At 60.7% G+C, this 26,363-nt stretch carries 24 protein-coding genes; 6 read left to right on the forward strand and 18 right to left on the reverse strand.

All coding sequences use genetic code 11. The annotated features are described in order from the left end of the window. Positions 1-4: 4 nt before the first annotated feature. The 3 genes from CFE47_RS03760 to CFE47_RS03770 form a co-directional block, all read right to left on the reverse strand. Complete coding sequence (locus CFE47_RS03760) at positions 5-217, reverse strand: hypothetical protein (protein WP_286835552.1); 213 nt, start codon at positions 215-217, stop codon at positions 5-7. Positions 218-503: 286 nt separating this feature from the next. Continuing rightward, on the reverse strand, positions 504-638 hold the full coding sequence (locus CFE47_RS03765; protein WP_286835553.1) for a hypothetical protein: 135 nt from the start codon (positions 636-638) through the stop codon (positions 504-506). Positions 639-648: 10 nt separating this feature from the next. Continuing rightward, on the reverse strand, positions 649-1,194 hold the full coding sequence (locus tag CFE47_RS03770; RefSeq protein WP_185706234.1) for a hypothetical protein: 546 nt from the start codon (positions 1,192-1,194) through the stop codon (positions 649-651). Positions 1,195-1,579: 385 nt separating this feature from the next. On the opposite strand from CFE47_RS03770, the gene CFE47_RS03775 reads away from it, so the two are divergent. Further along, positions 1,580-2,989 carry a circularly permuted type 2 ATP-grasp protein gene (locus tag CFE47_RS03775; protein WP_286835554.1) on the forward strand — a complete coding sequence of 470 codons (1,410 nt, stop codon included), beginning with the start codon at positions 1,580-1,582 and terminating at the stop codon, positions 2,987-2,989. Between the two features lie 2 nt (positions 2,990-2,991). Beyond that, entirely contained in the window at positions 2,992-3,942 is a 951-nt protein-coding gene (locus CFE47_RS03780; protein ID WP_185706238.1) for an alpha-E domain-containing protein, read from the forward strand. A gap of 51 nt (positions 3,943-3,993) precedes the next feature. Here the strand turns inward: CFE47_RS03780 and msrA are convergent, their stop codons facing one another. The 3 genes from msrA to msrB all read right to left on the reverse strand — a co-directional run bounded on the left by msrA (position 3,994) and on the right by msrB (position 7,073). Continuing rightward, positions 3,994-4,689, reverse strand: coding sequence for a peptide-methionine (S)-S-oxide reductase MsrA (gene msrA / locus CFE47_RS03785; protein WP_286835555.1), 696 nt, complete (start codon positions 4,687-4,689; stop codon positions 3,994-3,996). A 144-nt stretch (positions 4,690-4,833) separates the two neighbouring features. Further along, positions 4,834-6,537 carry a cytochrome c biogenesis protein DipZ gene (locus CFE47_RS03790; protein WP_286835556.1) on the reverse strand — a complete coding sequence of 568 codons (1,704 nt, stop codon included), beginning with the start codon at positions 6,535-6,537 and terminating at the stop codon, positions 4,834-4,836. A 35-nt stretch (positions 6,538-6,572) separates the two neighbouring features. Beyond that, positions 6,573-7,073, reverse strand: coding sequence for a peptide-methionine (R)-S-oxide reductase MsrB (msrB, locus tag CFE47_RS03795; RefSeq protein WP_286835557.1), 501 nt, complete (start codon positions 7,071-7,073; stop codon positions 6,573-6,575). Positions 7,074-7,236: 163 nt separating this feature from the next. Here msrB and CFE47_RS03800 point away from each other — a divergent pair, with 163 nt between their 5' ends. Both CFE47_RS03800 and CFE47_RS03805 read left to right on the forward strand, forming a co-directional pair. After that, entirely contained in the window at positions 7,237-7,947 is a 711-nt protein-coding gene (locus tag CFE47_RS03800) for a response regulator transcription factor (RefSeq protein WP_286835558.1), read from the forward strand. After that, positions 7,944-9,410 (forward strand): sensor histidine kinase, encoded by a 1,467-nt coding sequence (locus tag CFE47_RS03805; RefSeq protein ID WP_286835559.1) that lies wholly within the window; start codon positions 7,944-7,946, stop codon positions 9,408-9,410. Before CFE47_RS03800 ends, CFE47_RS03805 begins: the two co-directional genes overlap by 4 nt. Here the strand turns inward: CFE47_RS03805 and CFE47_RS03810 are convergent. The 3 genes from CFE47_RS03810 to CFE47_RS03820 all read right to left on the reverse strand — a co-directional run bounded on the left by CFE47_RS03810 (position 9,367) and on the right by CFE47_RS03820 (position 14,421). Beyond that, the gene (locus tag CFE47_RS03810) at positions 9,367-10,314 is read right to left on the reverse strand and encodes an alpha/beta fold hydrolase (protein ID WP_286835560.1); all 948 of its coding nucleotides are present in this window, start codon (positions 10,312-10,314) and stop codon (positions 9,367-9,369) included. The two genes, CFE47_RS03805 and CFE47_RS03810, sit on opposite strands and share 44 nt — an antisense overlap. A gap of 205 nt (positions 10,315-10,519) precedes the next feature. Next, positions 10,520-12,775 carry an ATP-dependent DNA helicase gene (locus CFE47_RS03815; RefSeq protein WP_286835561.1) on the reverse strand — a complete coding sequence of 752 codons (2,256 nt, stop codon included), beginning with the start codon at positions 12,773-12,775 and terminating at the stop codon, positions 10,520-10,522. After that, complete coding sequence (locus CFE47_RS03820) at positions 12,772-14,421, reverse strand: VRR-NUC domain-containing protein (protein WP_286835562.1); 1,650 nt, start codon at positions 14,419-14,421, stop codon at positions 12,772-12,774. The genes CFE47_RS03815 and CFE47_RS03820 overlap by 4 nt, the downstream gene beginning before the upstream one ends. A 187-nt stretch (positions 14,422-14,608) precedes the next feature. Here CFE47_RS03820 and CFE47_RS03825 point away from each other — a divergent pair, with 187 nt between their 5' ends. Next, positions 14,609-14,833, forward strand: coding sequence for a YgdI/YgdR family lipoprotein (locus CFE47_RS03825; RefSeq protein WP_185706260.1), 225 nt, complete (start codon positions 14,609-14,611; stop codon positions 14,831-14,833). A 140-nt stretch (positions 14,834-14,973) separates the two neighbouring features. On the opposite strand, the gene CFE47_RS03830 is transcribed toward CFE47_RS03825, so the two are convergent. Beyond that, positions 14,974-15,138, reverse strand: a complete 165-nt coding sequence (locus CFE47_RS03830) for a hypothetical protein (RefSeq protein WP_176998315.1) — start codon at positions 15,136-15,138, stop codon at positions 14,974-14,976. 193 nt (positions 15,139-15,331) lie between these two features. Here CFE47_RS03830 and CFE47_RS03835 point away from each other — a divergent pair, with 193 nt between their 5' ends. Beyond that, the gene (locus CFE47_RS03835) at positions 15,332-15,598 is read left to right on the forward strand and encodes a hypothetical protein (protein WP_286835563.1); all 267 of its coding nucleotides are present in this window, start codon (positions 15,332-15,334) and stop codon (positions 15,596-15,598) included. Positions 15,599-15,602: 4 nt separating this feature from the next. On the opposite strand, the gene CFE47_RS03840 is transcribed toward CFE47_RS03835, so the two are convergent. The 8 genes from CFE47_RS03840 to CFE47_RS03875 form a co-directional block, all read right to left on the reverse strand. Further along, positions 15,603-17,033, reverse strand: a complete 1,431-nt coding sequence (locus tag CFE47_RS03840; protein ID WP_286835564.1) for a polyurethane esterase — start codon at positions 17,031-17,033, stop codon at positions 15,603-15,605. A 68-nt stretch (positions 17,034-17,101) separates the two neighbouring features. After that, positions 17,102-18,439: a TolC family outer membrane protein gene (locus tag CFE47_RS03845; RefSeq protein ID WP_286835565.1), complete on the reverse strand. Its 1,338-nt coding sequence runs from the start codon at positions 18,437-18,439 to the stop codon at positions 17,102-17,104. A gap of 2 nt (positions 18,440-18,441) precedes the next feature. Further along, the gene (locus CFE47_RS03850) at positions 18,442-19,734 is read right to left on the reverse strand and encodes an HlyD family type I secretion periplasmic adaptor subunit (protein ID WP_286835566.1); all 1,293 of its coding nucleotides are present in this window, start codon (positions 19,732-19,734) and stop codon (positions 18,442-18,444) included. After that, the gene (locus CFE47_RS03855) at positions 19,731-21,431 is read right to left on the reverse strand and encodes a type I secretion system permease/ATPase (RefSeq protein WP_286835567.1); all 1,701 of its coding nucleotides are present in this window, start codon (positions 21,429-21,431) and stop codon (positions 19,731-19,733) included. The genes CFE47_RS03850 and CFE47_RS03855 overlap by 4 nt, the downstream gene beginning before the upstream one ends. 102 nt (positions 21,432-21,533) lie before the next feature. Further along, complete coding sequence (locus CFE47_RS03860) at positions 21,534-21,902, reverse strand: AprI/Inh family metalloprotease inhibitor (RefSeq protein ID WP_286835568.1); 369 nt, start codon at positions 21,900-21,902, stop codon at positions 21,534-21,536. A 49-nt stretch (positions 21,903-21,951) separates the two neighbouring features. After that, positions 21,952-23,385 carry a serralysin family metalloprotease gene (locus tag CFE47_RS03865; RefSeq protein WP_286835569.1) on the reverse strand — a complete coding sequence of 478 codons (1,434 nt, stop codon included), beginning with the start codon at positions 23,383-23,385 and terminating at the stop codon, positions 21,952-21,954. Between the two features lie 366 nt (positions 23,386-23,751). Continuing rightward, positions 23,752-24,855 (reverse strand): DmpA family aminopeptidase, encoded by a 1,104-nt coding sequence (locus CFE47_RS03870; protein ID WP_286835570.1) that lies wholly within the window; start codon positions 24,853-24,855, stop codon positions 23,752-23,754. A 9-nt stretch (positions 24,856-24,864) separates the two neighbouring features. Beyond that, positions 24,865-26,229: an APC family permease gene (locus CFE47_RS03875; RefSeq protein ID WP_286835571.1), complete on the reverse strand. Its 1,365-nt coding sequence runs from the start codon at positions 26,227-26,229 to the stop codon at positions 24,865-24,867. Positions 26,230-26,363: the final 134 nt, after the last annotated feature.

A 26,363-nucleotide genomic window follows, 5' to 3' on the forward strand; every position in this document is an offset into this window, starting at 1 on the left:
TCTTCTAACCGCCTTGGGTGTCAATGTCGGCATCCGTTTCGGTCTTGACCTCAGGCTCCGGCTCGAAGTCGGGGCTGTAGTCGTTTTCTCGAGCCTTGGGGTCGCTGGCCGGCTTTGGGTCTTTCGGTGCATCGGCGGCAGTACCTGGAGCCGGTCTACTGCCATCGATGGCCGGGTCATTGCGTTCGGTGGTTTGGGGGTCGTCTGTTGTGCTCATGTGTCACCTCTTGGCAGTTCCTGAAAAACACACCCTGCGTCTAAGTAAGGTCTTGTGCAGAACAGTGAAGTTCCAATTATTCAGAAACCCGGGTTGCCCATCTGGATAAAACAATGCGTAGCGTTATCGAAGATCTCACCCGTGGCGCATGTCAACTTCACGCCCTGGCCTCGAATCGGCAAGTGGAAAAAGTCCACGGCAAACGCATCATTCTCGACATTACGCCCTTAAACGGGACGCCATCCAGTTCGGTAAGCACCATCAACTATGTTCCGCGCCACTTCAATTAAGGGGTCGACTCGTCTGGAGGCGGATCACCCTCGATAAGCGGCACCTCTGCATCATCCATCAACGACCCTGGGTCTTCATTGCCGGGATCGTTGAGTTCTTCGTCTCCTTCGTCCTCTCGCGGTTCTGACATGACAACCTCCTCATGAACCCGGATTGTCCACCTGGATATAAAACGCGTACGCCCCCAGCAACAGCCAAAACACCATGAACAGCCACGGCGCACGCATTGAGAATAGCAGCGACTTGCGATAGCCCTTGTGGGACGACTCGGTCTCACAGAACAACGGCGAGTCATCGTAGGCCAGCCCCATCACCGGCTCACTGCGCAGTAGTTCGCTTTGCTTGTAGTGCCAGTGGTCGATGATCTCGTACGCCGCGCGGATGCCGGGCCAGGCGTTCAGCGAGCTGAGGATGCCCAGCAGCACCAGGAACACCGGCACCACCATCGTGAACAGCTTGCCCCACTCCGGGTTCAAGTTACCCATGCCAGACACAAAGGCGATCACCAGGAAGGATTGCGCCGTGAGGTAGGCGTCGGTGCGGTTGGCCAGGATGGTGGTTTCGTATTGGATCTCACGGCGGTAGAAGTCGAGGCGGTCCTTGGGCGAGCCGAAGATCTTCGCATTATGTTCGCTGTGGTCGGTCAGGGCCGCCTCAGGGGTTTGGGGCGAGATGATTCTGGGCACGGCAGTGCTCCACGCTAGGTCGAGTCTACTTAGAAGAATCGGCACAGCGTGAAGTTCAGATAGTTTTCGCACCAATACGGAGCATTGTAGTGAGCAGGCTTGCCCCGCGCTGGGCTGCGCAGCGGCCCCAAAAAACCGGAGTGCTACGCACTCCAGCGCGGGGCAAGCCCGCTCACTACACAAATGGAGGTTTCGGCACAGGCATTGCTTAATGCATTCATCACTGCCCGCACACAGGAGCATTCGTTACCCCCCGACCCAGAGCCGACCCCATAAGAAAGTAAGGACCAGGCCCGTTGGCACCCTCTGCCACGGCCTTATAAAAATGCGTTTTTTGAAACGGCAGTGCCACCCAAGCGTCCCTCGGCACTGACAAGGTACTGGAATGGCTCGATCTTTCTTTGATGAAATGAATGACGCAAACGGCGTGTGCCGTGCGCACTACCAGGATTTCTCCCGCTGGCTGGCGAATACGCCGCCGGAACTGCTGGCCCAACGGCGTCGCGAGGCCGATTTGCTGTTCCACCGCGCAGGAATCACCTTCACCCTCTACGGCGACGAACAGGACACCGAGCGCCTGATCCCCTTCGATATCATCCCCCGCAGCATCCCCGCCAGTGAGTGGAGCGTGATCGAACGCGGCTGCATCCAGCGCGTGAATGCGCTGAACATGTTTCTCGCCGATATCTACCACGACCAACGCATCATCAAGGCCGGGATCATTCCGGCAGATCAGGTCTTGGGCAACGAGGGCTATCAAAAGGCCATGGTCGGCCTCGACCTGCACCGCGACATCTACTCGCATATTTCCGGCGTGGACCTGGTACGCGATGGCGACGGCACCTACTACGTGCTTGAAGACAACCTGCGCACCCCCAGCGGCGTGAGCTACATGCTCGAAGACCGCAAAATGATGATGCGACTGTTCCCCGAGGTCTTTGCCAAACAGCGCATTGCGCCGGTGGACCACTACCCCAACCTGCTGCTCAAGACGCTTAAAAGCTCCAGCCGCCTGGACAATCCCAACGTGGTGGTGCTGACCCCTGGCCGCTTCAACAGCGCATTCTTCGAACATGCCTTCCTCGCTCGCGAAATGGGTGTGGAGCTGGTAGAGGGCGCCGACCTGTTCGTGCAAGACCTCAAGGTGTTCATGCGCACCACCGATGGGCCCAAGCCGGTGGACGTGATTTACCGGCGCATCGACGACGCCTTTCTCGACCCCAAGGCCTTCAACCCAGAGTCGATGCTCGGCGTGCCGGGCTTGGTCGCGGCTTACTGCGCGGGCAACGTGGTGCTGGCCAACGCCATCGGCACCGGCGTGGCCGACGACAAATCCATCTACCCCTATGTGCCGGAAATGATCCGCTTCTACCTGGACGAAGAACCGGTGCTGCAAAACGTACCGACCTTCCAGTGCCGCAAGCCTGATGAGCTGTCCCACGTACTGGCCCATCTGCCGGAACTGGTGGTCAAGGAAACCCAGGGCTCCGGGGGCTACGGCATGCTGGTGGGCCCTGCGTCAACGGCTGCCGAGATCGAGGACTTCCGCCAACGCATCAAGGCCCGTCCCCATGCGTATATCGCCCAGCCGACGTTGAGCCTGTCCACCTGCCCCACCTTTGTCGAAAACGGCATCGCCCCCCGGCATATCGACCTGCGGCCCTTTGTGCTGTCGGGCAAGGAAACCAGGCTGGTGCCTGGCGGCCTGACCCGCGTCGCGTTGAAGGAAGGCTCGCTGATCGTCAACTCGTCGCAGGGCGGCGGAACCAAGGACACCTGGGTGGTGGAGGGCTGAGTATGTTGAGTAGAACCGCCGCAGATCTGTACTGGATGTCCCGTTACCTGGAGCGCGCCGAAAACCTGGCACGCATGCTCGAAGTCAGCTACTCGCTATCGCTGATGCCTCAGGCCGGGCGTAGTGATGGGCTGGACGAACTGGCAATGTCGCTGCTCAGCAGCGGCACCCTGGACAGCTACCTGGAACGCCATAAGCAACTGGACGCTGAACGCATGCTGCACTTCTTCGCCCTCGACGAAGAAAACCCGGCCAGCATCTACAACTGCCTGCGCGCCGCCCGGGGCAATGCCCACGCGGTGCGCGGACGAATTACCGCCGACATGTGGGAAAACCTCAACGCCACGTGGCTGGAAATGCGCAGCATCGCCGCCGGCGGCCTGGCGCGGCATGGCATCAGTCACTTCTGCGATTGGGTCAAGCAGCGTTCACACCTGTTCCGCGGCGCGACCTCCGGCACCATCATGCGCAATGACGCCTACCGGTTTATCCGCCTGGGCACCTTCGTCGAGCGCGCAGACAACACGCTGCGCCTGCTGGATGCGCGCTACGAGATGTTTGGCGAGGAGTCGGAAGAAGTCAGCGACTTGTCGGCACGCGGTTACTACCAGTGGAGCGCCCTGCTCCGTGCGCTGTCGTCGTTCGAGGCGTATACCGAGCTGTACCCCAATGCATTGAACGCACGTTCGGTGTCCGAGCTGCTGCTGTTGCGCAGCGATGTGCCGCGCTCGTTGCATGCGTGTATCGAGGAGCTGAGCCATATCCTGTCGGACCTCCCCGGCAGTTATGGCCGCGCAGCGCAACGCCTGGCCGCCGAATTCGAGGCGCGGCTTCGGTACACGGGGATTGATGAGATTCTTGAGGACGGCTTGCACAGCCGGCTGACGGACTTCATCGACACGGTACGTGAGCTCGCGCGGGCGATACACAGCTCTTACCTGGAAGTGATTTAAGCCACACAGAGGCCCAACAATGTGGGAGCGGCTTGCCCGCTCCCACATGGGTTATTGGTGTTTCACCAGCACCGGTTCGGCGCGGTATTGATCGGGGAACAATTTTTTAAGCTGTGCCACTTTCGGCAGGTCATTGATCACGATGTACGGATAGGACGGGTTCTCGGTGAGGAAGTCCTGATGGTAAGACTCCGCCGGGTAGAACGACTTGCCCATTTCGATCTGGGTCACGATGGGTTTATCGAACGATTTGGCGGCGTCCAACTGGGCTATATAGGCCTGGGCGACTTTTTGCTGTTCGGCATTCTGCGCAAAGATCGCCGAGCGGTACTGGGTGCCGGTGTCCGGGCCTTGACGGTTGAGTTCGGTGGGGTTGTGGGCGACTGAGAAGTAGATCTGCAACAGCTTGCCGTAGCTGATCTTGCTCGGGTCGTAGGTGACGGAAACCGACTCGGCGTGGCCGGTATCGCCTTCGCTGACGGATTCGTATTGGGCCGTGTTCGCCGCGCCACCGTCATAGCCGGAGACGGCGTTTTTCACGCCTTGCACGTGTTGGAACACGCCTTGGACGCCCCAGAAGCAACCGCCGGCGAACACTGCGGTTTGCAGGTTGCCCGGAGTGGCGGGCAGGTCCAGCGCCGGGGGAGCGATGACCACGGCGTCATCGGACGGGCCGAAGGAGAAGGCGTGGGCTTGGCCAATAAACGCGGTCAACGCAAGCACGGGTAGGTATTTCGAAATTTTCATAGATCTCACTCCAAAACACGGTCAACTGTGGGAGCGGGCTTGCTCGCGAATGCGGTGTATCAGTCACCTGATGTGCTTGCAGATCCACCGTATTCGCGAGCAAGCCCGCTCCCACACTGATTGGGTTATCAATTCAGAAATGGGTTAGCCAAAAGTAAAGGCGTAGGCCGCCACGTTGGGGTCGAGGAATTCGATGGTGAACGTGCGGTCCTGCACGGCACCCGACTGGCGCACCAGCTGATACAAGCGCTGCTCAGTCACGGTGCCACTGCCATCCGGTGCCACATCCGTACCGTGGGCGTCGCCCGGTGCCTGGCCGTCAATCGTTACCTTGAAACGCACCGGCTTGCCGTCTGCGCCAGGCCCCAGCACCAGGTGCAGGTCACGCGCATGAAAGCGGTACACGATGCGCCCACCGGCCTGGTCGAGGGTGACTTGCTGGCCGCCCACATTCCATTGGCCCTCCAGGGTCCAGTTGTTCAGGGCCAAGGGGCCGCTCTTGACGAAGTTCTCGGCGCGCTGGGAGCCCAGGTAGGTTTCCGGCGACTGCACCTCGTTCATGTCCGGTGCCTGTTGCACGCCCTTGGCGTCCGCTTCGATCAACCCGCCCGCCACATTTTTAGCCCCAGCCTCACGCAACAATTGCTGGATAACGCGCTCGGACTCGGCGTAGTCGCCTTCGCCAAAATGGTGATAACGAATCTGGCCCTTGGCGTCGGCAAAGTAATGGGCCGGCCAGTATTGGTTGTTGAACGCGCGCCAGATCTTGTAGTTGTTGTCGATGGCCACCGGGTAGGTGATCCCAAGATCCTTCATGGCCTTGGTGACGTTGTTCACGTCCCGTTCAAAGGCAAATTCCGGCGCGTGCACGCCAATCACTACCAGGCCCTGGTCACGGTACTTCTCGGCCCAGGCCTTGACGTAAGGCAGCGTGCGCAGGCAGTTGATGCAGGAGTAGGTCCAGAAATCCACCAGCACGACCTTGCCCTTGAGCGCCTCGGTAGTCAGTGGCGGGCTGTTGAGCCATTGCACGGCACCGTCCAGCGGCGGCAACGCCCCTTCGATCGGCAGCGTGTCACTGCCATGGTTGGCGGCCATCATCATCGCCCCACCCTGCTGGGCCGGCTTGGCGCTCAGGCGATCCACCAGGCTTTGCTCCAGGCCGCCGGTCGAGGCCGTCGACAGCCGCGACAACACGCCGGTGTCCAGGCCCAAGGCGATTGCCGCCACACCGGCCAGCATCAACGCACCCAGGCCACGGCGCAGCCATTCACCGGCGCCGAGGGATTTTTTCATCACGCCAAAGACTTTACCGCCGACCAACAGCGCCAGAGCCAGGGAGGTGGCAGCCCCGGCGGCGTACGCCAGCAGGAGCAAGGTAGTACCGATGCTGGCGCCCTGCAGCGCGGCACCGGTCAACACCAGCCCCAGGATGGGCCCGGCGCACGGTGCCCACAGCAACCCGGTGGCCACGCCGATGAGGAACGATGCGCCCGGACGCGGCTTGGCGTCGGCCCCGGCGGCTTGCGACAGGCGACTGCCGGCGGCCACCAGCGGACGGGTCAGGCGTTCCGACAGTTGTGGAAACAATAGCGTTAAGCCGAACAGGGCAACGCACAGCAACGCGAGCCAGCGCCCGTATTGATTGACTTGCACCACCCAACCGCCGCCCACCGCCGCCAGCGTGGCTACCAGGGCGAACGTCACCGCCATCCCCGCTAACAGCGGCAAGCCACTGCGCAAAAACGGCTGCCCGGTGCGAGCGAAGACAAAAGGCAGAACAGGCAGGATGCACGGGCTGACGATTGTCAGCACGCCGCCCAGATACGCGAGAACCAGGAGCCACATGGGATCGAACCTTATACGAATGAAAAGACATCGGCTTATGCCGCCGTAAACGTCATGGCCGCGCCATTCATGCAATAGCGTAGGCCGGTGGGCTGCGGGCCGTCGTCAAACACGTGCCCTTGGTGACCGCCACAACGGCGGCAGTGGATTTCCTTGCGCACCACGCCGTAGGAGGTGTCGGTGTGGCTGGCGACGGCGTTGTCCAACGGCTGCCAGAAACTCGGCCAACCGGTGTGGCTGTTGAACTTGGTGCTTGAGGAAAACAGCGGTAACGCACACCCGGCGCAGGCAAACAAGCCGGCGCGGTGTTCGTCATTCAGCGTGCTGGTGTAGGGCCGTTCGGTGCCCTCCTCGCGCAGGATTGCGTATTGCTCGGCGGTCAACAGGCTGCGCCATTCGGCGTCGGTGTGGTTGACCTCGAAGGTTTCAGCGGCGTCGGCGTCGCTGACCAGGTCGAGCTGCTTGAGCAGGCCACCGGCCAGGACCGCGACACCCAGGCCACCACCGGCCAGCAATAGTTGTCGACGTGAGTACATGTGTTTCTCCTCGATGCTTGACCGCTCACTACAACCGCAGCAATGGCGCCATCCTGAGCCCTGTACGGTCGCGGAATCCTCACGCAGAGTTAAACAATTCGTGATAACTACACTGTTGCAAAACCCGCACAATGCGCGAACCACAAGCGAAGGTTTCTCTTACATGGATCAGCCCAAACGAGTCCTGGTGGTCGAGGACGACGCCCACATTGCCGACCTGATCTGCCTGCACCTGCGCGACGAACACTTCGAGGTGGTGCACAGCGCCGACGGCAGCGAAGGCCTGCGCCTGCTGGAGCAAGGCGGTTGGGACGCGCTGATCCTTGACCTGATGCTGCCCGGCGTCGACGGCCTGGAAATCTGCCGCCATGCCCGCGCCATGGCGCGCTACACGCCCATCATCATTACCAGCGCCCGCTCCAGCGAAATGCACCGCATCCTCGGCCTGGAACTGGGGGCCGACGATTACCTGGCCAAACCCTTCTCCATGCCGGAGCTGGTGGCGCGGGTCAAAGCGCTGCTGCGCCGGGTAGACGCCATGGCACGCAACCTGAAAATGGACGCCGGCAGCCTTGAACTCGGCCAGCTGTTCATCAACCCGCTAACCCGCGACGCCACGCTGCAAGGTCAACGCCTGGACCTCACCCCACGTGAATTCGACCTGCTGTACTTCTTCGCACGCCAGCCGGGCAAAGTGTTCTCGCGCATGGACCTGCTCAACGCGGTGTGGGGCTACAGCCATGAAGGTTATGAACACACGGTAAACACCCATATCAACCGCCTGCGCGCCAAGGTTGAAGCCGACCCGGCCAACCCGGCGCGCATCCTCACGGTATGGGGCCGTGGCTACAAGTTTGCCGAGAGTTCGCCATGAAGCTGACCCTCACCCAACGCCTGTCGGTAGTGTTTGCCGTGTTGCTGGTGATTTGCAGCGGCACCTCGGCCTGGCTGCAAGTGCGCTCCAACCGCATGCACGAGTTGGAGGTGGTACAAGGCCTGTCCCGCGATCTGGCTGCGCATATAGCCCGCGATACTCAGTTGATGGATGCCGATGGCCTCAAGCCTGATGCCGTGCGCAACCTGTTCAGCCAACTAATGCTGGTGAACCCGAGTGTCGAGGTGTACCTGCTCGACATCGATGGCCGTGTGGTCGGCAATGCCGCGCCTAGCGGGCACTTGCTGCGCGATCACGTAGACCTGGCACCGATCCGGCGTTTTCTCAGCGGCGCCATGCTGCCGATCCTCGGCGATGACCCGCGCAGCGTCGATGGGCGCAAGGTCTTCAGCGCCGCGCCGCTCAAGGCCGGCGGCCAGCAAACCGGTTTCCTGTATGTGGTGCTGCTGGGCGAAGCCCATGATGCCTATGACGCGAAGGACGCCACCGGCATGGCGCTGAAAATCGCGCTGTGGTCTATCGGCCTGGTCGCCCTGCTCTGCCTGATGGCCGGCCTCATCGCCTTTGCCTGGATCACCCGCCCGCTGCGCCAGCTCACCGACAAGGTCGGCCAGTTCGACATCAACGGCGCGCCCAAACCTGCTCAAACCGTTACTCCAGAGCTGGACAGCAGCGACGAGATCGCCGTGCTCGACCACGCCTTCGTGCAGATGGAAAACCGCCTGGGCGAACAATGGCGGGCCATCACCCATCAGGACCAGGAACGTCGGGAAATGGTGGCCAATATTTCCCATGACCTGCGCACGCCATTGGCGTCTATGCATGGTTATCTGGAAACGCTCTCGCTCAAGGATGCCAGCCTGAGCCCTGAAGAGCGGCGCCGCTACCTGGGCATCGCCCTGGACCAGAGCCGTAAGGTGGGTGGTTTGGCACAGTCGCTGCTGGAGCTGGTGCGATTGGAACACGGTTTTGTGCAACCGGTGATCGAAGGGTTTTCATTGCCGGACTTGGTGCAGGATGTGTTTCAGAAGTTCGAACTGACCGCTGAGGCCCGCACCATTAGCCTCATCGCCATCCTGCCACCACTGGTGCCGACGGTGTACGCCGACCTGGGGTTGATCGAGCGCGTACTGACCAACCTGCTGGACAACGCCTTGCGCCATACGCCGGTGAATGGCGAGGTTGAAGTCATCCTGTCGGCCGCTGCGGATGGCGTCACCGTCACCGTAAGTGACAGCGGCCCCGGCATCGATGCCGAGTTGCGTGAGGGCGTGTTCCTGCGCGCCTTCACCATCGGCGGTGCGCGCCGGGATGGCGGGTTGGGCCTGCGAATCGTGCATCGCATCCTGCAATTGCACGGGCGCAGTATTCAGTTGGTTGATCGACCGGGACACGGAGCTACGTTTTCGTTCTCTCTAGAAAGTCGAGCAGGAGCGCGTTGACCTGCGCGCCTTGCTCGTTCTGGATCCAGTGACCGCAGTTGGACAAGACATGTTGTTCCAGGTTGGGCACAGAGTCGGGCATGCGCTTGAGGGTGTGGGCTTCAAACACACCCACCGGGTCGCGGTCGCCAATCAGGAACAACGTGGGTTGCAATACCTGCTTGCCGGCAAGAAAATCGGTGCGTTGCCAATTGCGCTCGAAGTTTCGGTACCAGTTCAAAGGCCCGCGAAAACCGTGTTCGACAAAGGTCTGCACGTAGACATCCAGGTCCTGCTGGTTGCACCAATCAGGCAACTCACCCGGTGCGCTGACACCTTCAAGCAAGGCAGCGCTGGCTGGCTTGTGCTGCAGGAACACATCCTGATCCTGCATGAACAGCCGTAGCGTGCGCTCGATGTCGGCATTCAGCTCTTGCTCGGCCACGCCCGGTTTCTGGAAGTACAAAATGTAATTGAAACGATCAGCGTATAACTCACGCATGATTTCAATCACCGGTCGCCGCGCTCTTCCGGCGAACGGTACCGACAGGGTGACCAATGAGGTGACACGCTCAGGTTCCAACAAGGCCAGGTGCCAGGCCACTACCGCGCCCCAGTCATGCCCGACCATTGTCACCTGGCGATGGCCCAGCAGGTCCATGGCGGCCTGGATGTCTGCGCAAAGCGTCAGCAGGTCGTAATCAGCTACGTCTGGCGGCGAGCTGGAACGACCGTAGCCGCGCATCTCAGGAGCAAATACCCGGTAGCCGGCTTGGGCTAATGCGGGGATTTGTTCGCGCCACGAATGCCAGCATTCAGGGAAGCCGTGTAGTAGCCAAATGGGTGGGCCGGTTTCGGGGCCAGCCGTGTGTACGCTCAACGAAATATCGTTTATCAGCAGTTGTCCCTGTGCAAGTTCGTCCATCGGGCACCTCGTTTTTGGCGACATGTTTGCAGCATGAATGCCTTCTTTCCAATGCACTACGATGATTACGCCGCGAAATACCTGCGTATCAGGGTGACCGGAAATGAGCGTTTCAAGGACGCAAGTTGCTGCACTGAACTGCACAGTTGGTTTTCTTGCCACCGCGCCGTCGAGCTCGAAGAATCGTTGCGCCGAACGATAACCATCAGTTGAACGCCCACCACTGCGGCAACAACCGCCGCACTTGCGGCTCCCCAAACCGGTCATCAATCAACATGACCACCCCACGATCGTGCTGGCCGCGAATTACCCGCCCTGCCGCCTGCACGACCTTTTGAATGCCGGGGTACAGATACGTGTAGTCGTACCCCGCGCCAAAAATAGCGCCCATTCTGGCCTTCATGTGCTCATTGACCGGGTTCAGTTGCGGCAACCCCAGCGTGGCAATGAAGGCCCCAATCAAGCGACTGCCCGGCAAGTCGATCCCCTCGCCAAACGCTCCGCCCAACACAGCAAACCCCACGCCCTGGCTGTGTTGAGTGAACTGATCGAGGAATGCCTGACGCTCGGCTTCGGCCATGCCGCGTGATTGCTGCCACAGCGGGATGTGTGGGTGTTTTTCGGCAAGCAACTGCGCCACTTGTTGCAAGTAATCGAAGCTTGAAAAGAACGCCAGGTAATTGCCCGGTTGTTGAGCGAACTGCTGGGTGATCAGCTCGACGATAGGCGCAAGCGACGCACTGCGATGGGCAAAACGCGTGGATATTTCGTCGACAATGCGCACGCGCAACTGCTCGGCCTTGAACGGCGATTCCACATCGATCCACGCCGTGTCCGCTGGCAACCCCAGCAGGTCGGCGTAGTAGTGGCGTGGGCTTAGTGTTGCGGAAAACAACACGCTGCTGCGGGCGGCGGTCAAGCGTGGGCGGATGAATTCGGCGGGGACCACGTTGCGCAGGCACAGGGTCGAGTTGCTGCGTTTGCCGCTGAGTTGGCGTTTGCTGATATCGAAGATGAAGTGTTCGTTGAATAGCTCAGCGACTTTGGCGAACTGCAGTGCATCAAAGTAAAAGGTTTGCAGGTCACCGCTCAATGCTTCGGGGTGATCGTTGAAGTACTCGCCCATCGCGCTGGTGCACAGGCTCAGGGCTTGCAGCAGTTTTTCCGGCCGGGCGACGTAGGCCTGATACGGCGCAACCTGGTCTTTGTGCAGCGCGTTCCATTCACGGTTCAGGCGCTGCAGCGGCTTCTTCAATGCCTCTGGCGCGGTGTCACGCAGGGTCTTGAGGTGGTACTGGTCGAGGCTGGCGCTGTACATCGAACGGGCGCGTTCCACCAGGTTATGGGCTTCGTCCACCAGCACGGCAGCGCGCCATTGATTGAGCTGGGCCAGGCCGAACAGCATGGCACCGAAGTCGAAATAGTAGTTGTAGTCGGCGACTACCAGGTCGGCCCAGCGGGCCATTTCCTGGCTCAGGTAATACGGGCAGACGTCGTGGGCCAAGGCCACCTCCCGTAGATTGCGCTGGTCCAGCAGGCGCACCTGGGACGCCGCGATGCGCGCGGCGGGCAGACGGTCGTAGAAGCCCTTGGCCAATGGGCAGGAATCACCGTGGCAGGCTTTGTCCAGGTGTTCGCAGGCTTTGTCCCGGGCCACCAGTTCTAATACCCGCAACGACAGGTCTTGATTATTGGCGTACAGCACCTGGGCCGCATCCAGGGCGAGCTTGCGACCGGGGGTCTTGGCGGTGAGGAAGAACACCTTGTCCAGTTGCTGGGGCGCCAAGGCCTTGAGCAACGGGAAGATCGTGCCGATGGTTTTACCAATGCCCGTGGGGGCTTGGGCCATCAGGCAGCGGCCGGTGCTGACGGCCTTGTACACCGACTCGGCAAGGGCGCGCTGGCCCGCACGGAAATCGGCATGAGGAAAGGCCAGTGTCTGTGCGGCACTGTTACGCGCTTCGCGGTGCTGCATCTCCCGTTGGGCCCAGCCGAGGAACAGCATGCATTGCTTGTTGAAGAACGCTTCCAGCTCAATGGCCTGGAAGTGTTGGCTTAGCAACGTTTCGCCTTCGCCGACGATATCGAAATACACCAACGCCAGGTTGATCTCTGCAAGGCCGAGCTTCTGGCACATCAACCAGCCATACACCTTGACCTGGGCCCAGTGCAGTTGCCGGTGATTGGCAGGTTGGGCGTCCAAGTCGCCGCGATAGGTTTTCACTTCTTCCAGGCGATTGGCATCCGGGTCGTAGCCGTCCGCCCTGCCCCGCACCTTGAGTTGCTGGTACTCGCCTTCCAGCGCCACTTCGTTCTGGTAATGCTGGCTGCGGCGCGAGGCCACGGTACGATGACCGGCAATGCCTTCCTGGGCACTGGGCGACGGGGTAAAGCGCAGGTCAAGGTCGCCAACCTTGGCGGTGAACTCACACAGCGCCCGCACGGCCACGCTGTAGCTCAAGCCGTTTGCTCCGCCCAGCGTACGTAACAGACCGTGACCGGCATCTGATACTCACCGCAGAACTCCAGCCAGCGCAGTTGGTTGTCTTGCAGACGGTCGCCGGGGCCCTTCACTTCGATCATGCGGTAGGTCTTTTGCGCCGGCCAGAACTGGATCAGGTCTGGCATGCCGGCGCGGTTGGCGCGGATGTCCAGCAGCAAGCGTTCGAACCAGTAGCGCAGGTGTTCGGCGGGCAAACATTCCAAGGCCTGGTCCAGCAGTTCTTCACTGAGCAGGTTCCAGAACACGAACGGCGACTGTATGCCCCATTTGTCCAGGTAACGCTGGCGGACAGTGGCCTTGTAGCGTTCATCCTGCAGTTGCTCGAAGCACGCGGCGAACAACGGCGCACGGCGCTGATGGAAGTCTTCACTGTGCAGGTCCGCCGGGCCACGCTGGAATGGGTGGAAAAACGAACCCGGCAACGGCGCGAAAATCACCTCCCAGCACAGCAGGCCGAATAGCGAGTTGATCAGGCCGTTTTCCACGTAATGCACCGGCCCGTCCGGCTCACTCAAGTGCGCCTGCACGCAGTACTCCACCGACATCAAAGGGTCCGGCAGCGCAAGGTCCAGATCTAAGCGGGTAACGGGGCGGGGCTTGACCTTGGGCAGCGCCGGCTCGCCGAGTTTTCGACGCAGTCGCGGCAAGACCCGCAGCAGGTGCTGCTGCTCGGCGGCACTTTGCGGCGCGTGTTGCGCCTCGCTCGCCAGCGCCATGGCCTGGACGAAATCCTCTTGGCGCTCCAGTACGCGGATCAGCCGTGAACGTGCGCCGGGGTATGCACAGGTGCGGTAGATCTGCTGCGCCTGGTCTAATTCGGCGATGCGCTCGCAATACTGCCCCACCTGGAACAACAGCTTGGCGCGGCGTTTTTCCAACCAAGGGTTGTCGGTGCTGAGTGTTGCGATGTCGGCCAGTACGGGCTCCAACGCTTCGCCGGCCTCAAAGGCCTGCTGGCACTGGTGCAGGAATAGAAAGCCGTGCACGTCATCACGGCTGCGCAAGCCACGGGATTCGGCGCAGAACTCGACTTTTTCGTAGGTGTAGATGCCCAGGTCGGCCAGTACGAACTCGGACCAATCCTGATGCAGGTTGCCGAAAAACATCAGCCGCAAACGGTCGCACAGCTCCATCACGCTGAGGCTGTAGAGCGTATCGGCGAGCTCGGGACACCAACCAGAGAAGCTGCGGCTTTCGGTGAACTGCGCCGCCAAGCCTTCAAACCAATCGGTTTTGTTGCCCTTGGGCTGCTCGATCCAGGGCTTGAACGCACTGAAAACCTCTGCTTTTTGCAGCAAGCCGAACAGCTCTTCAAACGCCAGCGGGGATTGGTCCAGCACCCAACCCAATTCCAACAGCGGCCCTGCGGCGGCATGCGTACAGCCGATCTCCCGATAATTGAGCTTGCCCGCACGAAAGTGCACACCTTTGCGCATCACCATGCGCACCAACAACGCCTGGGAAGCTTGCGGCAAGCTGTCAAATTGCTGAATGAAATGTGCTTCGTCTGCATCAAGCAAATCGGCATAGCGTTGCCCCAGCCAATGCGCCACCTGGCGGAAGTTATGCAGGTAATAGAGCGGGTCGTCGAGGGGATTGGCCATGGCGCACGGTGATCAAATACTGGTTATGCATACAGAGTGCCGCCACCTAGCCCGTGTTGCAATCGGTAATAGATAAATGGCGCACGCAACTTTTTGTATAAAAGTGATCAGATGGGGAAGTCGATGGCGTAAAATTTGTGACCCCGCAGCTCTGGCGCGGGATTTTTCAAGGTTAAAGGTATAGGTAATGAACATGAAGAATTTGGGTCTGCCACTGGTTGCACTCACTTTTCTGTTTTTGAGCGGTTGCGCAACGCAAACCGTGGTGACACTGCAAAACGGCACACAGTATTTGACCAAGGATTTGCCCAAGACCAACAGCGCCGACGGCTTCTACGAATTCACCGACATCGCCGGCAAGCGGGTACGCGTAAAGGCCGCCGATGTGGCCACCGTCATCAAGGAAAAGTAAGCCCTGTAGTGAGCGGGCTTGCCCCGCGCTGGGGGGCGAAGCCGCCCTAAACAAAACACCGCGTTCTGCCTGACAGACCGCGGTGTTTTTTGTTGGGGCCGCTTCGCCCCCCAGCGCGGGGCAAGCCCGCTCACTACAATTCAATACCGGTAGTACGGGTGGTAATACGGGTGATAGTAGGGATGGTAGTAATACGAGTGGTAGTACGGCCGGTAGCAGCACGGCCCCGGATAGGCCGGGTACACCGCACACCCACCCAACCCCAGCAGTACCACGGCGCACAGTAACAATCGAAGCCGGGACATGTTCAGTTCCTCCCACGTAGCGCGCGAAAACAACTCGCAGGTACGCCTTTAACGTGTGAGCCCCCAGCATTCCGTCGCCGCCGTCAGTACTGGCCACGTGAAGATTTATTCACCGAAGGATTCCCCATCGACCCTGCGTTTAACCGGTAAGCCGCCTTCATCTTCGAACGCGGCAGAACGGAGAACCACCGCCATGGCACGCCTGTCCCCAGCGGTACGCGCGCTGTTACTCATTCCCTTGACCCTGGCTGCCCTGGCGAGTGCGCCGGTGTTTGCCGACACCATCATCATCCGCCAGCCTCCGCGGGTGATCGTGGTGCAACCGCCTGCGCCGCCGATCTATTACGGCCACTGGGGCTACGGTCCTCGGCCTTACTACTATTATCCGCATCACTATTACGGTTATGGCTACCCTCACCGGCCGTACGGGGGCGGCTGGCGGGGGCAGCATTGGCGTTGAGGCGTCAGCTGATCACCACACCGTCGGCCCATAATCCGCCATGGCCGACCCCCACCAGCGTGACCGAGTCGGCGCCAAACATGAGTACCGTGTCTGCGCCGACCACTTTGGCGTGGTCACGCAGGTCGGTGCTGCCGTCTGCATCCTTGAACACCAGTTTGTCGGTGGGCTGGTAGCCAATGATGCGGTCGTTGCCAAAGTGACCACTGAACAGGAAGGTGTTGTGGCCACTGTTGTCGCGGATCGTGTCATTGCCCTTGCCGCCCTCGATAAAGTCCGCGCCCTTACCCCCCTGGATCAGGTCGTTGCCGTCGCTGCCGATGATGAAGGTGTTGCCTGTGTGGGGCTCGGCGTTGCGATTCAGGTCCTGCACCCAGGTGTTGGCGCGTGCCGGGTCGGACAGGTTGGCCACGATCACCGTGGAGTCGCGGCTCATTTGCTCGTAGAAACCGGATTCAACGATGCGCGTCAGGCCGTCGCCGTAACCGGTGGGTAAATGGGAGATCCAGGTCGGCAGGTTGGCGATGGAAAACGGCAGCACATTCCACAGCGTCGAGGCGTAGTGGTCGTTGAAGCTGACGATATTGTCGGTGGTCGATTCATGGGGTTTGTCGTGTACGCCCAAGGACGACAGGTTGAAGGATGAACCGTCCAGCGCGCGGAATACCGGGTCGTTTTCATAACCGATGTTAAGCACTTTGTCGCCGGTGCTCTGGGTCGGCGAGGCATAGGCGACGTAGTTGGCATCCTTGTAGAACCCTGACCATTGATCAGTGCTTAAATCGGCCATGCTGTTGACCGCCAGGCCGCCCAGGCTATGGCCGCTGACCACTATGTCCTTGCCACTGAGGCCGTGGTTACTGGCGTAATCGGCGACGCTTTTAAGCAGGCCACCAAAGGCATCGCCCGTGTAGTTCTTTGCGTAATCCTTGGGCCCCAGTGCCGCCAGCAGGTCGCTGACCAGGTCGCCGATGGAGTCGCTGATCAGGCTCTCCCTCGGCCCGGAGGTGCCGCGAAAACCGATGCCGATCTCCAGCAGTTTCCCCGCGTCATCGTACTTGCCCAGCACCTCCACTTGCGCGGTGGTGTAGCCGGCCTTTTCGCCGAAAAACGTGCCCCGTGCATCAACCTTGCCGCCATACCCCAAGGCGCTGGCGCTGATGGGCGTCCAACCGGCTTTTTGGACAGCCTCCAGGGCGGCTTTTTCCGAATCCGGGTTCCAGGGAATGCCCGGTATCACGCCTTGGGAATCCGTGCTGCCCAGCAGCGCCCCCACCAACGTCGCCGGTAAACCCAGCCCCAGGCCATTGTGTTGGTAGCCCACGGCAAAACCGTTATCCAGGTTGTGATAGCTGTACAACGTGATTGCCATGGCATCGGCAAACAACGCTTTGGAGCCCTCGCTGCCGAGGTTTTTATAGTCAAAGATTCCCATGGTAGTGCCTCTCTGATCGTTCCCACGCTCTGCGTGGGAATGCTGCCCAGGACGCTCTGCGTCCGTAATTATCGTTGCGCTGCCCCAAACGCCTCATCCACCTTGGCCAAATCGGTGTCGCGCAGGTTGCCGGCGTAGTAGTGCAATTTGGTCCAGGCCATCAGGTAGTCATAACGCGCCTGCGCCAGGTCGCGGCGGGTGCTGTAGAGCTGCTGCTCTGCGTTAAGCGCATCCAGGTTCACGCGCTCGCCACCCAGGATGCTTTGCCGGGTCGACACCACCAGCGCTTCGGCGGAGGTCAATGCCTTTTGATAAGCGCGCAACTTGCTCACCCCCGACAGACAGGCGCTGAACTGGCGGCGTAATTCGATCAAGGTTTCGCGCGTCTTGCCCTCCAACTCATATTCGGCCTGTTCCATGGCGCGGCTGGCCTGGCGGGTGGAGGCCGAGATGCCACCACCGGCGTACAGCGGCAGGCTGACTTCCACGCCGATGGTGTTGGTGTCGTAGCGTTGGTTGTAGGTGTTGCCGCTGTCGGACTCCTGCTGGCGCGAGCTGGCATACGCCGTGACCTTGGGCAAATGCCCGGCGCGGTTGCGTTCCACCTCAAAGCGCGCCACTTCCAGGGCTTGGCGTTGGGAGGCCAGTGTCGGGTTGTTGCTGATCGCCAGCTCATGCCAGGTGTCGTAATTGGCCGGGGTCAAGGTGAACGCGGCGAAGCCTTGGTTCAGCGGCGCCAAGTCATGGATGTCGACACTTGGCACGCCGATCAAGGCGCCCAACTCCCTCAACGAGGCGTCCTGTTCATCCAGTGCCTGGATCTCCTCGGCCGTGGCCAGTTCATAGCGCGACTCCGCTTCGAGAATATCGGTGCGGGTGCCCTCGCCCTGTTGGAACAGGTGCTGGTTCTGCTGGAACTGTTGTTCGAAGGCCTTCTTTTTGGCGCGGGCGATGTCGATCTGGTCCTGGGCGAACAACGCCTGGGTGTAGTAGGTCAGCACGCGCACCAGCAACGCCTGGCTCTTGTCGCGAAAGCTTTCATCGGCAAACAGTGCCTGGGCCACGCCCTTGCGGTAGTTGGCATAGGCCTCGTAGTCGAACAGCGGCTGTTGCAGACTGAAGGTTGAGCCGTAGCTGTTGTAGTTGCGGTCGTCGTGGTAACTGCCACCGCGCCCATCGGGCAACGTCGCCTGGGAGTTGTTGCGGCCTTTGTTGTAGTTGTACGACAGCTTGGGCAGCAGCCCGGCACGCCCGATAGCGCGGTTTTCCAGGCCAGCGTCGCGCTCCTTGATGGCACCGAGGAATACCGGATCGTTACGCAGCGCTTGTTCGTACACATCAAACGGGCCCATGGCGGCCTGGGCGTTGGCGCAGGTCAGGAGCAAGGCAATAAACACCGCTTTCATGTTCATTCCTCGGTCAACGCGGAGCCGGCACGATCCAGCAGCGGCTTGAACAAGTAGTTGAGCAACGAGCGCTCACCGGTGCGCACAAACATCTCGGCGGGCATGCCGGGTTTGATCACCAGGCCTTGGAGTTTTTCCAGTGCGGCCTCGCTGACGGTGGTGCGCAGTACGTAATACGGCGCGCCGGTTTTTTCATCGAGCATCTGGTCGGCGGAAATCAGGCTGACATGCCCCGGTACCCGTGGCGTGCGGCTCTGGTTGAACGCCGTGAACAGAATGTCCACCGGCAACTGGGTGCCGACCTTGTCCACCAAATGCACCGGCAGGTGCCCTTCCACTTCCAGGCGCGTGCCCTGGGGCACGATCTCCAGCAACGTTTCGCCGGCACGCACCACCGCGCCCTCGGTGTGCACGCTGAGGTTGACCGCTATGCCGTCCGCCGGGGCGATGATCTCGCTGTGTTGCAAATCAAAACCGGCGGAGGTCAGTTGCTGCTCCAGGGTCAGGCTGCGCAATTGCGCATCGGCCAACTGGCTGCGCACTTCCTTTTGATACTCCTCGCTGTGTTGCTGCAACTTGAGCCGCGACTCCAGAATGCCCTGCTCTACCCGGCCACTTTCGCCGGTGTTCTGTGCCAGGTCCTGTTGCACCTGGGACAGCTGGCGCTGGTACTCCATCAGCCGGTTACGCGGGATGTAGCCGTTGTCGGCCAAGGGTTGCAGGTTGCCGAGTTGATCGCGCAGGGACCGGGCCTGGGCCGTCAGGTCGCTGCGGGCACGGCGCATGCCGCCGAGTTGCGCGGTGGCACCGTCGATATTGGCGCGAATCCCGGCCTGCTCGCGGGCAAAGGCCTCGCGGCGGCTGCTGAACAGTTGGCGCTGGCCTTCCAGCACCGACGCCAGCGCGGGATCGGGATTGGCGCTGAGCTCGACCGGAAATGTAATGCCGGTGCGGTTGTCACGCTCGCTCTGCCAGCGCGCCACGCTGGCCCAGGCCATGCGGTACTGCGCCTGCAGCGATTGCACATCAGCCTGATGCTGGGTTTGGTCGAGGCGAAACAGCGCCTGGCCTTGCGTGACGGTTTCGCCCTCCTTCACCAGGATGCGGCTGACCACGCCAGGGCTCAGGGTTTGCACCGCCTTGCGCTTGCCCGAGACCACCACCGTACCTTGCACCGGAATGCCCTGGTCCAACGGTGCCAAACTAGCCCACAGGAAAAAACCGCCAGCACCAACCACCGTCAGCAACCAGCCCATGCGCGCAAAAAAACGCGCGTCGTGTTGTTCGTGAGTCATGCTGGCATCCTTGCTTGGGGCGGTTGTTCGCGCTGCCCGGACAACGCCCGCAGCACCTCCTGGCTCGGTCCGTAGGCCTGTAGATGGCCTTCGTTCAGGACCATCAACTTGTCGGCCTGGGCCAATGCCGCCGAGCGATGGGTAACCAGTACCACCGTGCTGCCCTGGGCTTTCATCTGCACAATGGCGCTGGCCAATGCGGCTTCACCGACGGTGTCGAGGTTGGAGTTGGGCTCGTCCAGCACAATCAGGCGCGGTCCGCCGTACAGCGCACGGGCCAGGGCCACCCGTTGTTTCTGCCCGCCGGACAGGCCCGCGCCGTTATCGCCCAGGACGGTGTCGTAGCCGTAGGGTAGCCGCAGGATCAACTCGTGCACACCGGCTTGTTGCGCGGCCTTCACCACCAGGTCCGGGTCCGCCTCGCGAAAGCGCGCAATGTTGTCGGCGATGCTGCCACTGAACAATTCGATGTCCTGGGGCAGGTAGCCGATGTGCGGGCCGAGGTCGTCGCGTTCCCAGCGATGAATATCCGCACCGTCCAGGCGCACGGTGCCGGACAACACCGGCCATACGCCTACCAACACGCGGGACAGGGTCGACTTGCCGGAGCCCGACGCACCGAGTACGCCCAGCACTTCGCCAGCGCCGAGGTTGAAACTGACATGGTGCAAGGTCGCCACTCGCCGCCCCGGCGGGCCCGCACTGACCTGTTCGAAGCTGACCTGGCCCTTAGGTGCCGGTAATTTCATCTGTTCGGCTTCCGGCGGGAATTCGCGCAGCAAAGCGTCCAGCCGCTGGTAGGCCAGTTTTGCCGAACTCCACTGCTTCCACACCGCAATCAACTGGTCGATGGGGCTCAATACACGGCCCATCAGGATGGAACCGGCAATCATCATCCCGGCCGTCATATCGCCCTTGATCACCAGCAACGCACCCAGCCCCAGCACCAAGGATTGCAAGCACAGGCGCAGGGATTTGCTCAGGGCGGTGATCACCGAACCGGTGTCGCTGGCCTGGTTCTGCAACCCGAGAAACTGCGAGTGCACGGCAAACCAGCGTTTGCGCAACGCACCGAGCATGCCCATCGCCTGGATGGTCTCGGCGTTGTGCAAGTGGCTGGTGGCCAGTTGCGTGGATTGTTGGGAATAACCGCTAGCTTCACCCAGGGGCTTTTTGGTCAGGTATTCGTTGAGGCACGCCAAGCCGATCAGCAAAACGGCCCCGGTGGTGGCAAGCACACCCAGCCACACGTTGAACAGGAAGATCACCAGCAAATAGATGGGAAACCACGGCGCATCAAAAAACGCGAACAGCGCAGGCCCGGTGATGAATTGGCGAATATGAGTCAGGTCGCCCAGGGATTGCCCGGCGTGCCCCTGGCCGCGCTGCAAGTTGCGCTCGAACGCGGCTTTGTAGACGCGCAAGTTGAAGCGCCGCTCCAACTGGCTGCCGATGCGGATCACGATAAAACTGCGGATTACTTCCAGGGTGCCAATAAACGCAAAAAAGCCAACGACCATCAACGTCAACATCACCAGCGTTGTTTCATTCTGGGAGGACAGTACGCGGTCATAGACTTGCAGCATGTAAATAGAGGGCACCAGCATCAACAGGTTAATCAGCGCGGTAAAACAACCGACACTGATCAAGATGCTCTTGTATTCACCCAGCGCTTTGAATAACGGCGGCCTGGCCATAGTGTTCGATCTTCCTTGAACCAAATCACACGCAATAGTTGCCCGCGCCCCTGGTAAGGGACGGTCAACTAATACATCGGGTTATAGCGTTATAACGGGCAACTAAGGTGCGCGTTGCAATACCACTGCATCACCGGACGGTGTGCGCCCCTGGTAGTCACCGTTTTTCTGGCGACTCAAGTGCGTAATGCCAGTGCCTTCGGCATTCATCAGCCAGATGCCGTCCGGGGTCGGCGACCAGCTCAGGGGTTTGTCCCCCAGCCATTGTTCGGCGCAGGCCACATCGCCGCCGAGGGCATTGGCCTGCTCCAACAGATCGAGGGCGCAGACTTGCCCCTGCTGGTGCAATTGCCAATGCCCCGCCAATTGAGCGCTGGTGGGTAAAACAAGACTGCTGGCCATAACGTGGGCTCCTGCCGACACGAACATCACCTGCGATACGCCGGCGATCAAGTTGAAAAAACGTTGCATCTTCAAGCTCCTTCCCAGAAGCGCGGCGCCGAAACGCCGCGCTTTTGCATCACGCCACGATGTCGCTGACCGCTGCCTGGCCGACGGTGGTGACGAGGAAGTCCGCCACGCCGTGCCCGGAGAAGTCTACCGCCAAGGTGCCCAGGTTGGTGCCTGCGGTGTAGGTCAGTACAGCATCGCCAGCATGCCCGGTGAAGGCATTGACGAAGGTCAGGCCCGCGCCCTTGGTGATGCCGGACAGGTCGATCTTGTCCGAGCCCGAGGTGAAGTCAAAGATCTTGTCCGACGCCCCTGGCGCGGAGTCGGAACTGGCACCGTACACGAAGGTGTCGTTGCCTGCGCCGCCCCACAGTTGGTCCGCACCGCCGCCGCCGTAGATGATGTCGTTGCCGGCACCGCCCTTGATTACGTTAGCCGCGTTGTTGCCGATGATCAGGTCGTTGCCCGAACCGCCAAAGGCGTTCTCGACCGTCACACCCTTGGCGATGGACACGTTGCCTACCAGGCCGCCCACGTCGGAGAACGACGCCTCATTGAGGTTGATCTTCTGGTTTTGGGTAAAGCCGGAGAAGTCCAGGGTGTCATTGCCACCGCCGTCCCACACCGAGAACACCAGCTTGTCGGCATTGGAGGTGGCGCTGTAGAAATCACGCCCGGTGTTGGAGTTGAAACCGTAGGTGGTGTCGCCAGCACGGGTGTTGTAATTGGCGCCGTAGAGCTTCTGGATCGCCGCGATGTCGTCGATCAGCGGGCCGGAGGCGTAGGCTTCGACTCCGCCCTTGCTGAAGTTCTGGTTGGTGTTGCTCTCGCTCCAGTAGCTCATGACGCTGTAGCCGCGCGTGTCCTGTCCATAGGTCGCGTCGCTGTAGGTCGGGTTGCCGTTCCCGGCGTTGTAGTCGCCAGGGTGAGCCAGCCCCAGGGTGTGGCCGATTTCGTGGGTGAGGGTTTGCCGGCCATAGTTGTTCAGGTCCGGGGTTTTGTTCGGCGTGTAGCTGCTGTTGGTCAGGTACCACGACGTGCCGTCGTAGCCCGCACCGGTACCGGGCAGGTAGGCGAAAGCCGCCGCGCCGTCCTGGCCACCGCTGTAGTTGCCGAAGGTCATGTGGGCATCACCGCCGCTGGCCTTTTCGGTAAAGGTGACGTTGGCCACATCCGCCCAGGATTGCATGGCCAGCGCGGCCTGCGCTTTCTGTTGTGCGCTGAACTGGCTGAAGCCCGAGATGCCATGTTTGTTCAGGGTGCTGGACGACGCCGAGGTCAGGAAGGTGTAGGTCAGGTCGATCTTGCCGTTGCCATCAAAGTCCCGGTAGGCGGCACCGTCGCGCAGCAGCTGGGTAGCTGCCTGGTCGACGGAGTAGGACGGTTTGCCATTGATCGTGAGATTGCCGCCACGGTCATACAAATGGCTAAAGCTATCGATTTGCGAGTAAGCAGTGCTGGCTTGCGCCGCCGACACAATAGCCTGGTCTTTTACTTTTGACATAAACGTACTTCCTTGTTTGCAAGTGCATCAGTCTTTGATCGATAGGAACCCCGCGGGCGAGATCGTCCTATCACTCGCCTCTTTTGAAGGCGTAAGAAAACTGACACAACTTGAAATCTTTCGTCTACATCTTTTCCGGCGCAAAAAACTGAGTCGAGTACTAACTAAGCAGAGCGCAGTCCGTGTTTATTGGGTGTACGAGATTTTGTCCGACAAAAAACAAGCGGTACTTATTTAAATATTAAATAACGTTAACGCCGCTCAACTTGAGCGGCGCGCCTTATTAATGGATCCAATATATTGCCACGGTGCCATTGGCAACATTAAACAGCCACTACTTACAGTAATAGTTAGCGTTGTCCCCTATTACCGGGACACGTTCCATCCACACGCGTGCAATGCCTCCAGCATCACTTCACCTTTCAGGCCAGGTACGCGCACACCGTCATCGGTGAGCATGTCCTCGCCTGCCAGGATCGCGTTGATGATCGCCTCTTCCACCGCTTCCGCCGCCGCAGTGAACAGCGGGGAAATGTGGTCGTTATTGACCATCTGCAAGGCACTGCTGAACGGCAGCCCCTTGCGCCCGTAATCCGCCGGCGGCAAGTCCTGGTTGCCAGTGGCGAAGGCCAGGAACAGGTCGCCGCTGGAGTCCTCGGTGCCGCCGCCCGTGCGGGCGATGCCGATGGACGCGCGTTGCGCCAGCCGCTTGCATTGATGCGGCAGCAACGGCGCGTCCGTGGCGATGATCACTACGATAGAGCCCATGCCCGGCGTACCGCGCTCGGCGAACGGCGAGGGAATGTCCATCAGTTGGCGGCCCACCGGGTAGCCATCCACTCGCAACTCCTGGCGCTTGCCATGGTTGGCCTGCACCAGCACGCCGACGGTCCAGCCGCCCTGCTCTGCCGAAAGGCGCCGCGACGCCGTGCCGATTCCCCCTTTGAACTCGTGGCAGATCATCCCGGTGCCGCCGCCCACAGCGCCCTCTTGCACCGGGCCGGATTCGGCACTGCCCAAGGCTTCGCGCACATGCTCCGGCCCCACGTGCTGGCCCCAGATATCGTTGAGCAAGCCATCGTAGGTTTCCATGACCACTGGCATGCACCAATACACCGACGGGTCCGCCAGGCGCTCGCGCTCCAGGGCAATCAGGGTGTCGCGCACAATGCCGATGCTGTGGGTGTTGGTGATGGCCAGCGGGGTGGTCAAAAGCCCCGCCTCGTTGATCCACTCAAGGCCGGTGGCATCGCCGTTGCCATTAAGTACGTGGTAGCCGGCAAAGCACGGCTGCTGCCGCGCCTCACCGGCACGCGGCTGGATCACGCTGACGCCGGTACGCACTTGCTTGCCGTCGATACGGGTCTTGAGCGTGCTGTGACCGACCCGTACGCCCGGCACATCGGTGATGGCGTTCAATTCCCCGGGCGTGCCCAGCCCCAACGTGATGCCCAATTGACGTGCGCGCATAACCACTCCTTACAATTTCTGGAAGACCGGACTGAACCGGCCGCTGATGCAATACAAAATCACCGACAGGGCCAGCAAGCCGATGATGATCATGATGTCCCTGATCGAGGCTGCCGCCACCAGGGTCACCAGCAAATAACCCGCGCCCAATACTGCGACCAACGCCGGCAGCGGCCACAACGGCATGCGATACGGGTGCTCACGGTCGCGCAGCAGCACGCGGCTCATCAACGCGCTTGACGCCACCACCAGGTACACCAGCATGATCAGCAATACGCTGAACGAGGTCAGGTCGGCGAGGTTGGAGCTGAAACTCAGCAGCGCCGAAGGGATCGCCAGGAACAGCGTAGCCAACCACGGTGAATCCCAACGCGGGTGAATACGGGTGAAGATTTTATTAATGCTCGGCGTCCACAGCGCATCGCGGCCGCTGCTGAACACCACACGGCCGATCTGGATCACGATGGCGACGATGGCGTTGAATACCGACAGAAAGATCCCCGCACTGACCAGGCGCGACAGGGTTTCATTGCCATGGCTGGTCAGCAGGTAACCAATGGGGTCCGGGCTGGCGATCATCTCGCTCAGGGACGGCGCGCCGATCAACAGCGCGGTGATCGGCACCAATTCGATGATCACCACCAACCCCAGCGACCACAGCACGGCCTTGTGCACGCCTTTGCCGCCGCATTTCATGTCCTCAGCCAGCAGCACCGCCGGGCCATAGCCATTGTAGGAAAACAAACCGATACCCACCGCACCAATCACCAGAGCCCACGGCGCCGCGTGCAGCACACCGTTTTCGACGATCTGCGGCTCGAACAGCACACTGGCCGATTGCATCGGGTTACCAAAGCCCAGGTACACGATCACCAGCAACGCCGCCACTTCCAGCAGCAGGCAGGTGCCGGTGATCCAGGCATTCAGCTTGATATTGAGGATGCCCAGGGCGTAGCTGCACACCACGATGACCAGGGCGACGGTTTGTGAGTCGAATTTTGTGCCGAGGGCGTTGTTCAAGTAAGTCGCCGCCCCCGTGGCCAGCACCGGCGGGATAAACAGCAGCATCACCAGTACTGTCAGAAAGGTCGCATAACCAGCCATGCCGCCAAATACACGCTTGGCGTATACGTATTCACCGCCAGCGCTGTTGTGGGCGCGGCCCAGTTCGGCGTAGCAAAACGCGAACATCAGCGCCAGCAAGCCCGCCATGACAAACGCCAGGAACACGCCGCTGCCGGCCTGCTGGATGGCAAACGGTGCGATGACGAACACGGAACTGGCTGGGGTCACCGCCGAAACGGTAATGGCCACTACATCGAAGACGCTCAGGGTGGGTTTCAATACGCCGTCGGGCGCGGGGGAAGCACTCATATCGTTATCCTCTGTCGTTGTTCTTGGTGTGAGGCAGAAACGAAAAAAGGGGGTTTTGCCGGGATATATTTCCCGTTGAATGATGCCGACGTTAACGAACGGGGGCTTGTCAGCCAATTCCCCTATTGGCGTAC

It is taken from the genome of Pseudomonas sp. PGPPP1 (genome assembly GCF_002255865.1).
Taxonomy (GTDB): domain Bacteria; phylum Pseudomonadota; class Gammaproteobacteria; order Pseudomonadales; family Pseudomonadaceae; genus Aquipseudomonas; species Aquipseudomonas cremoris.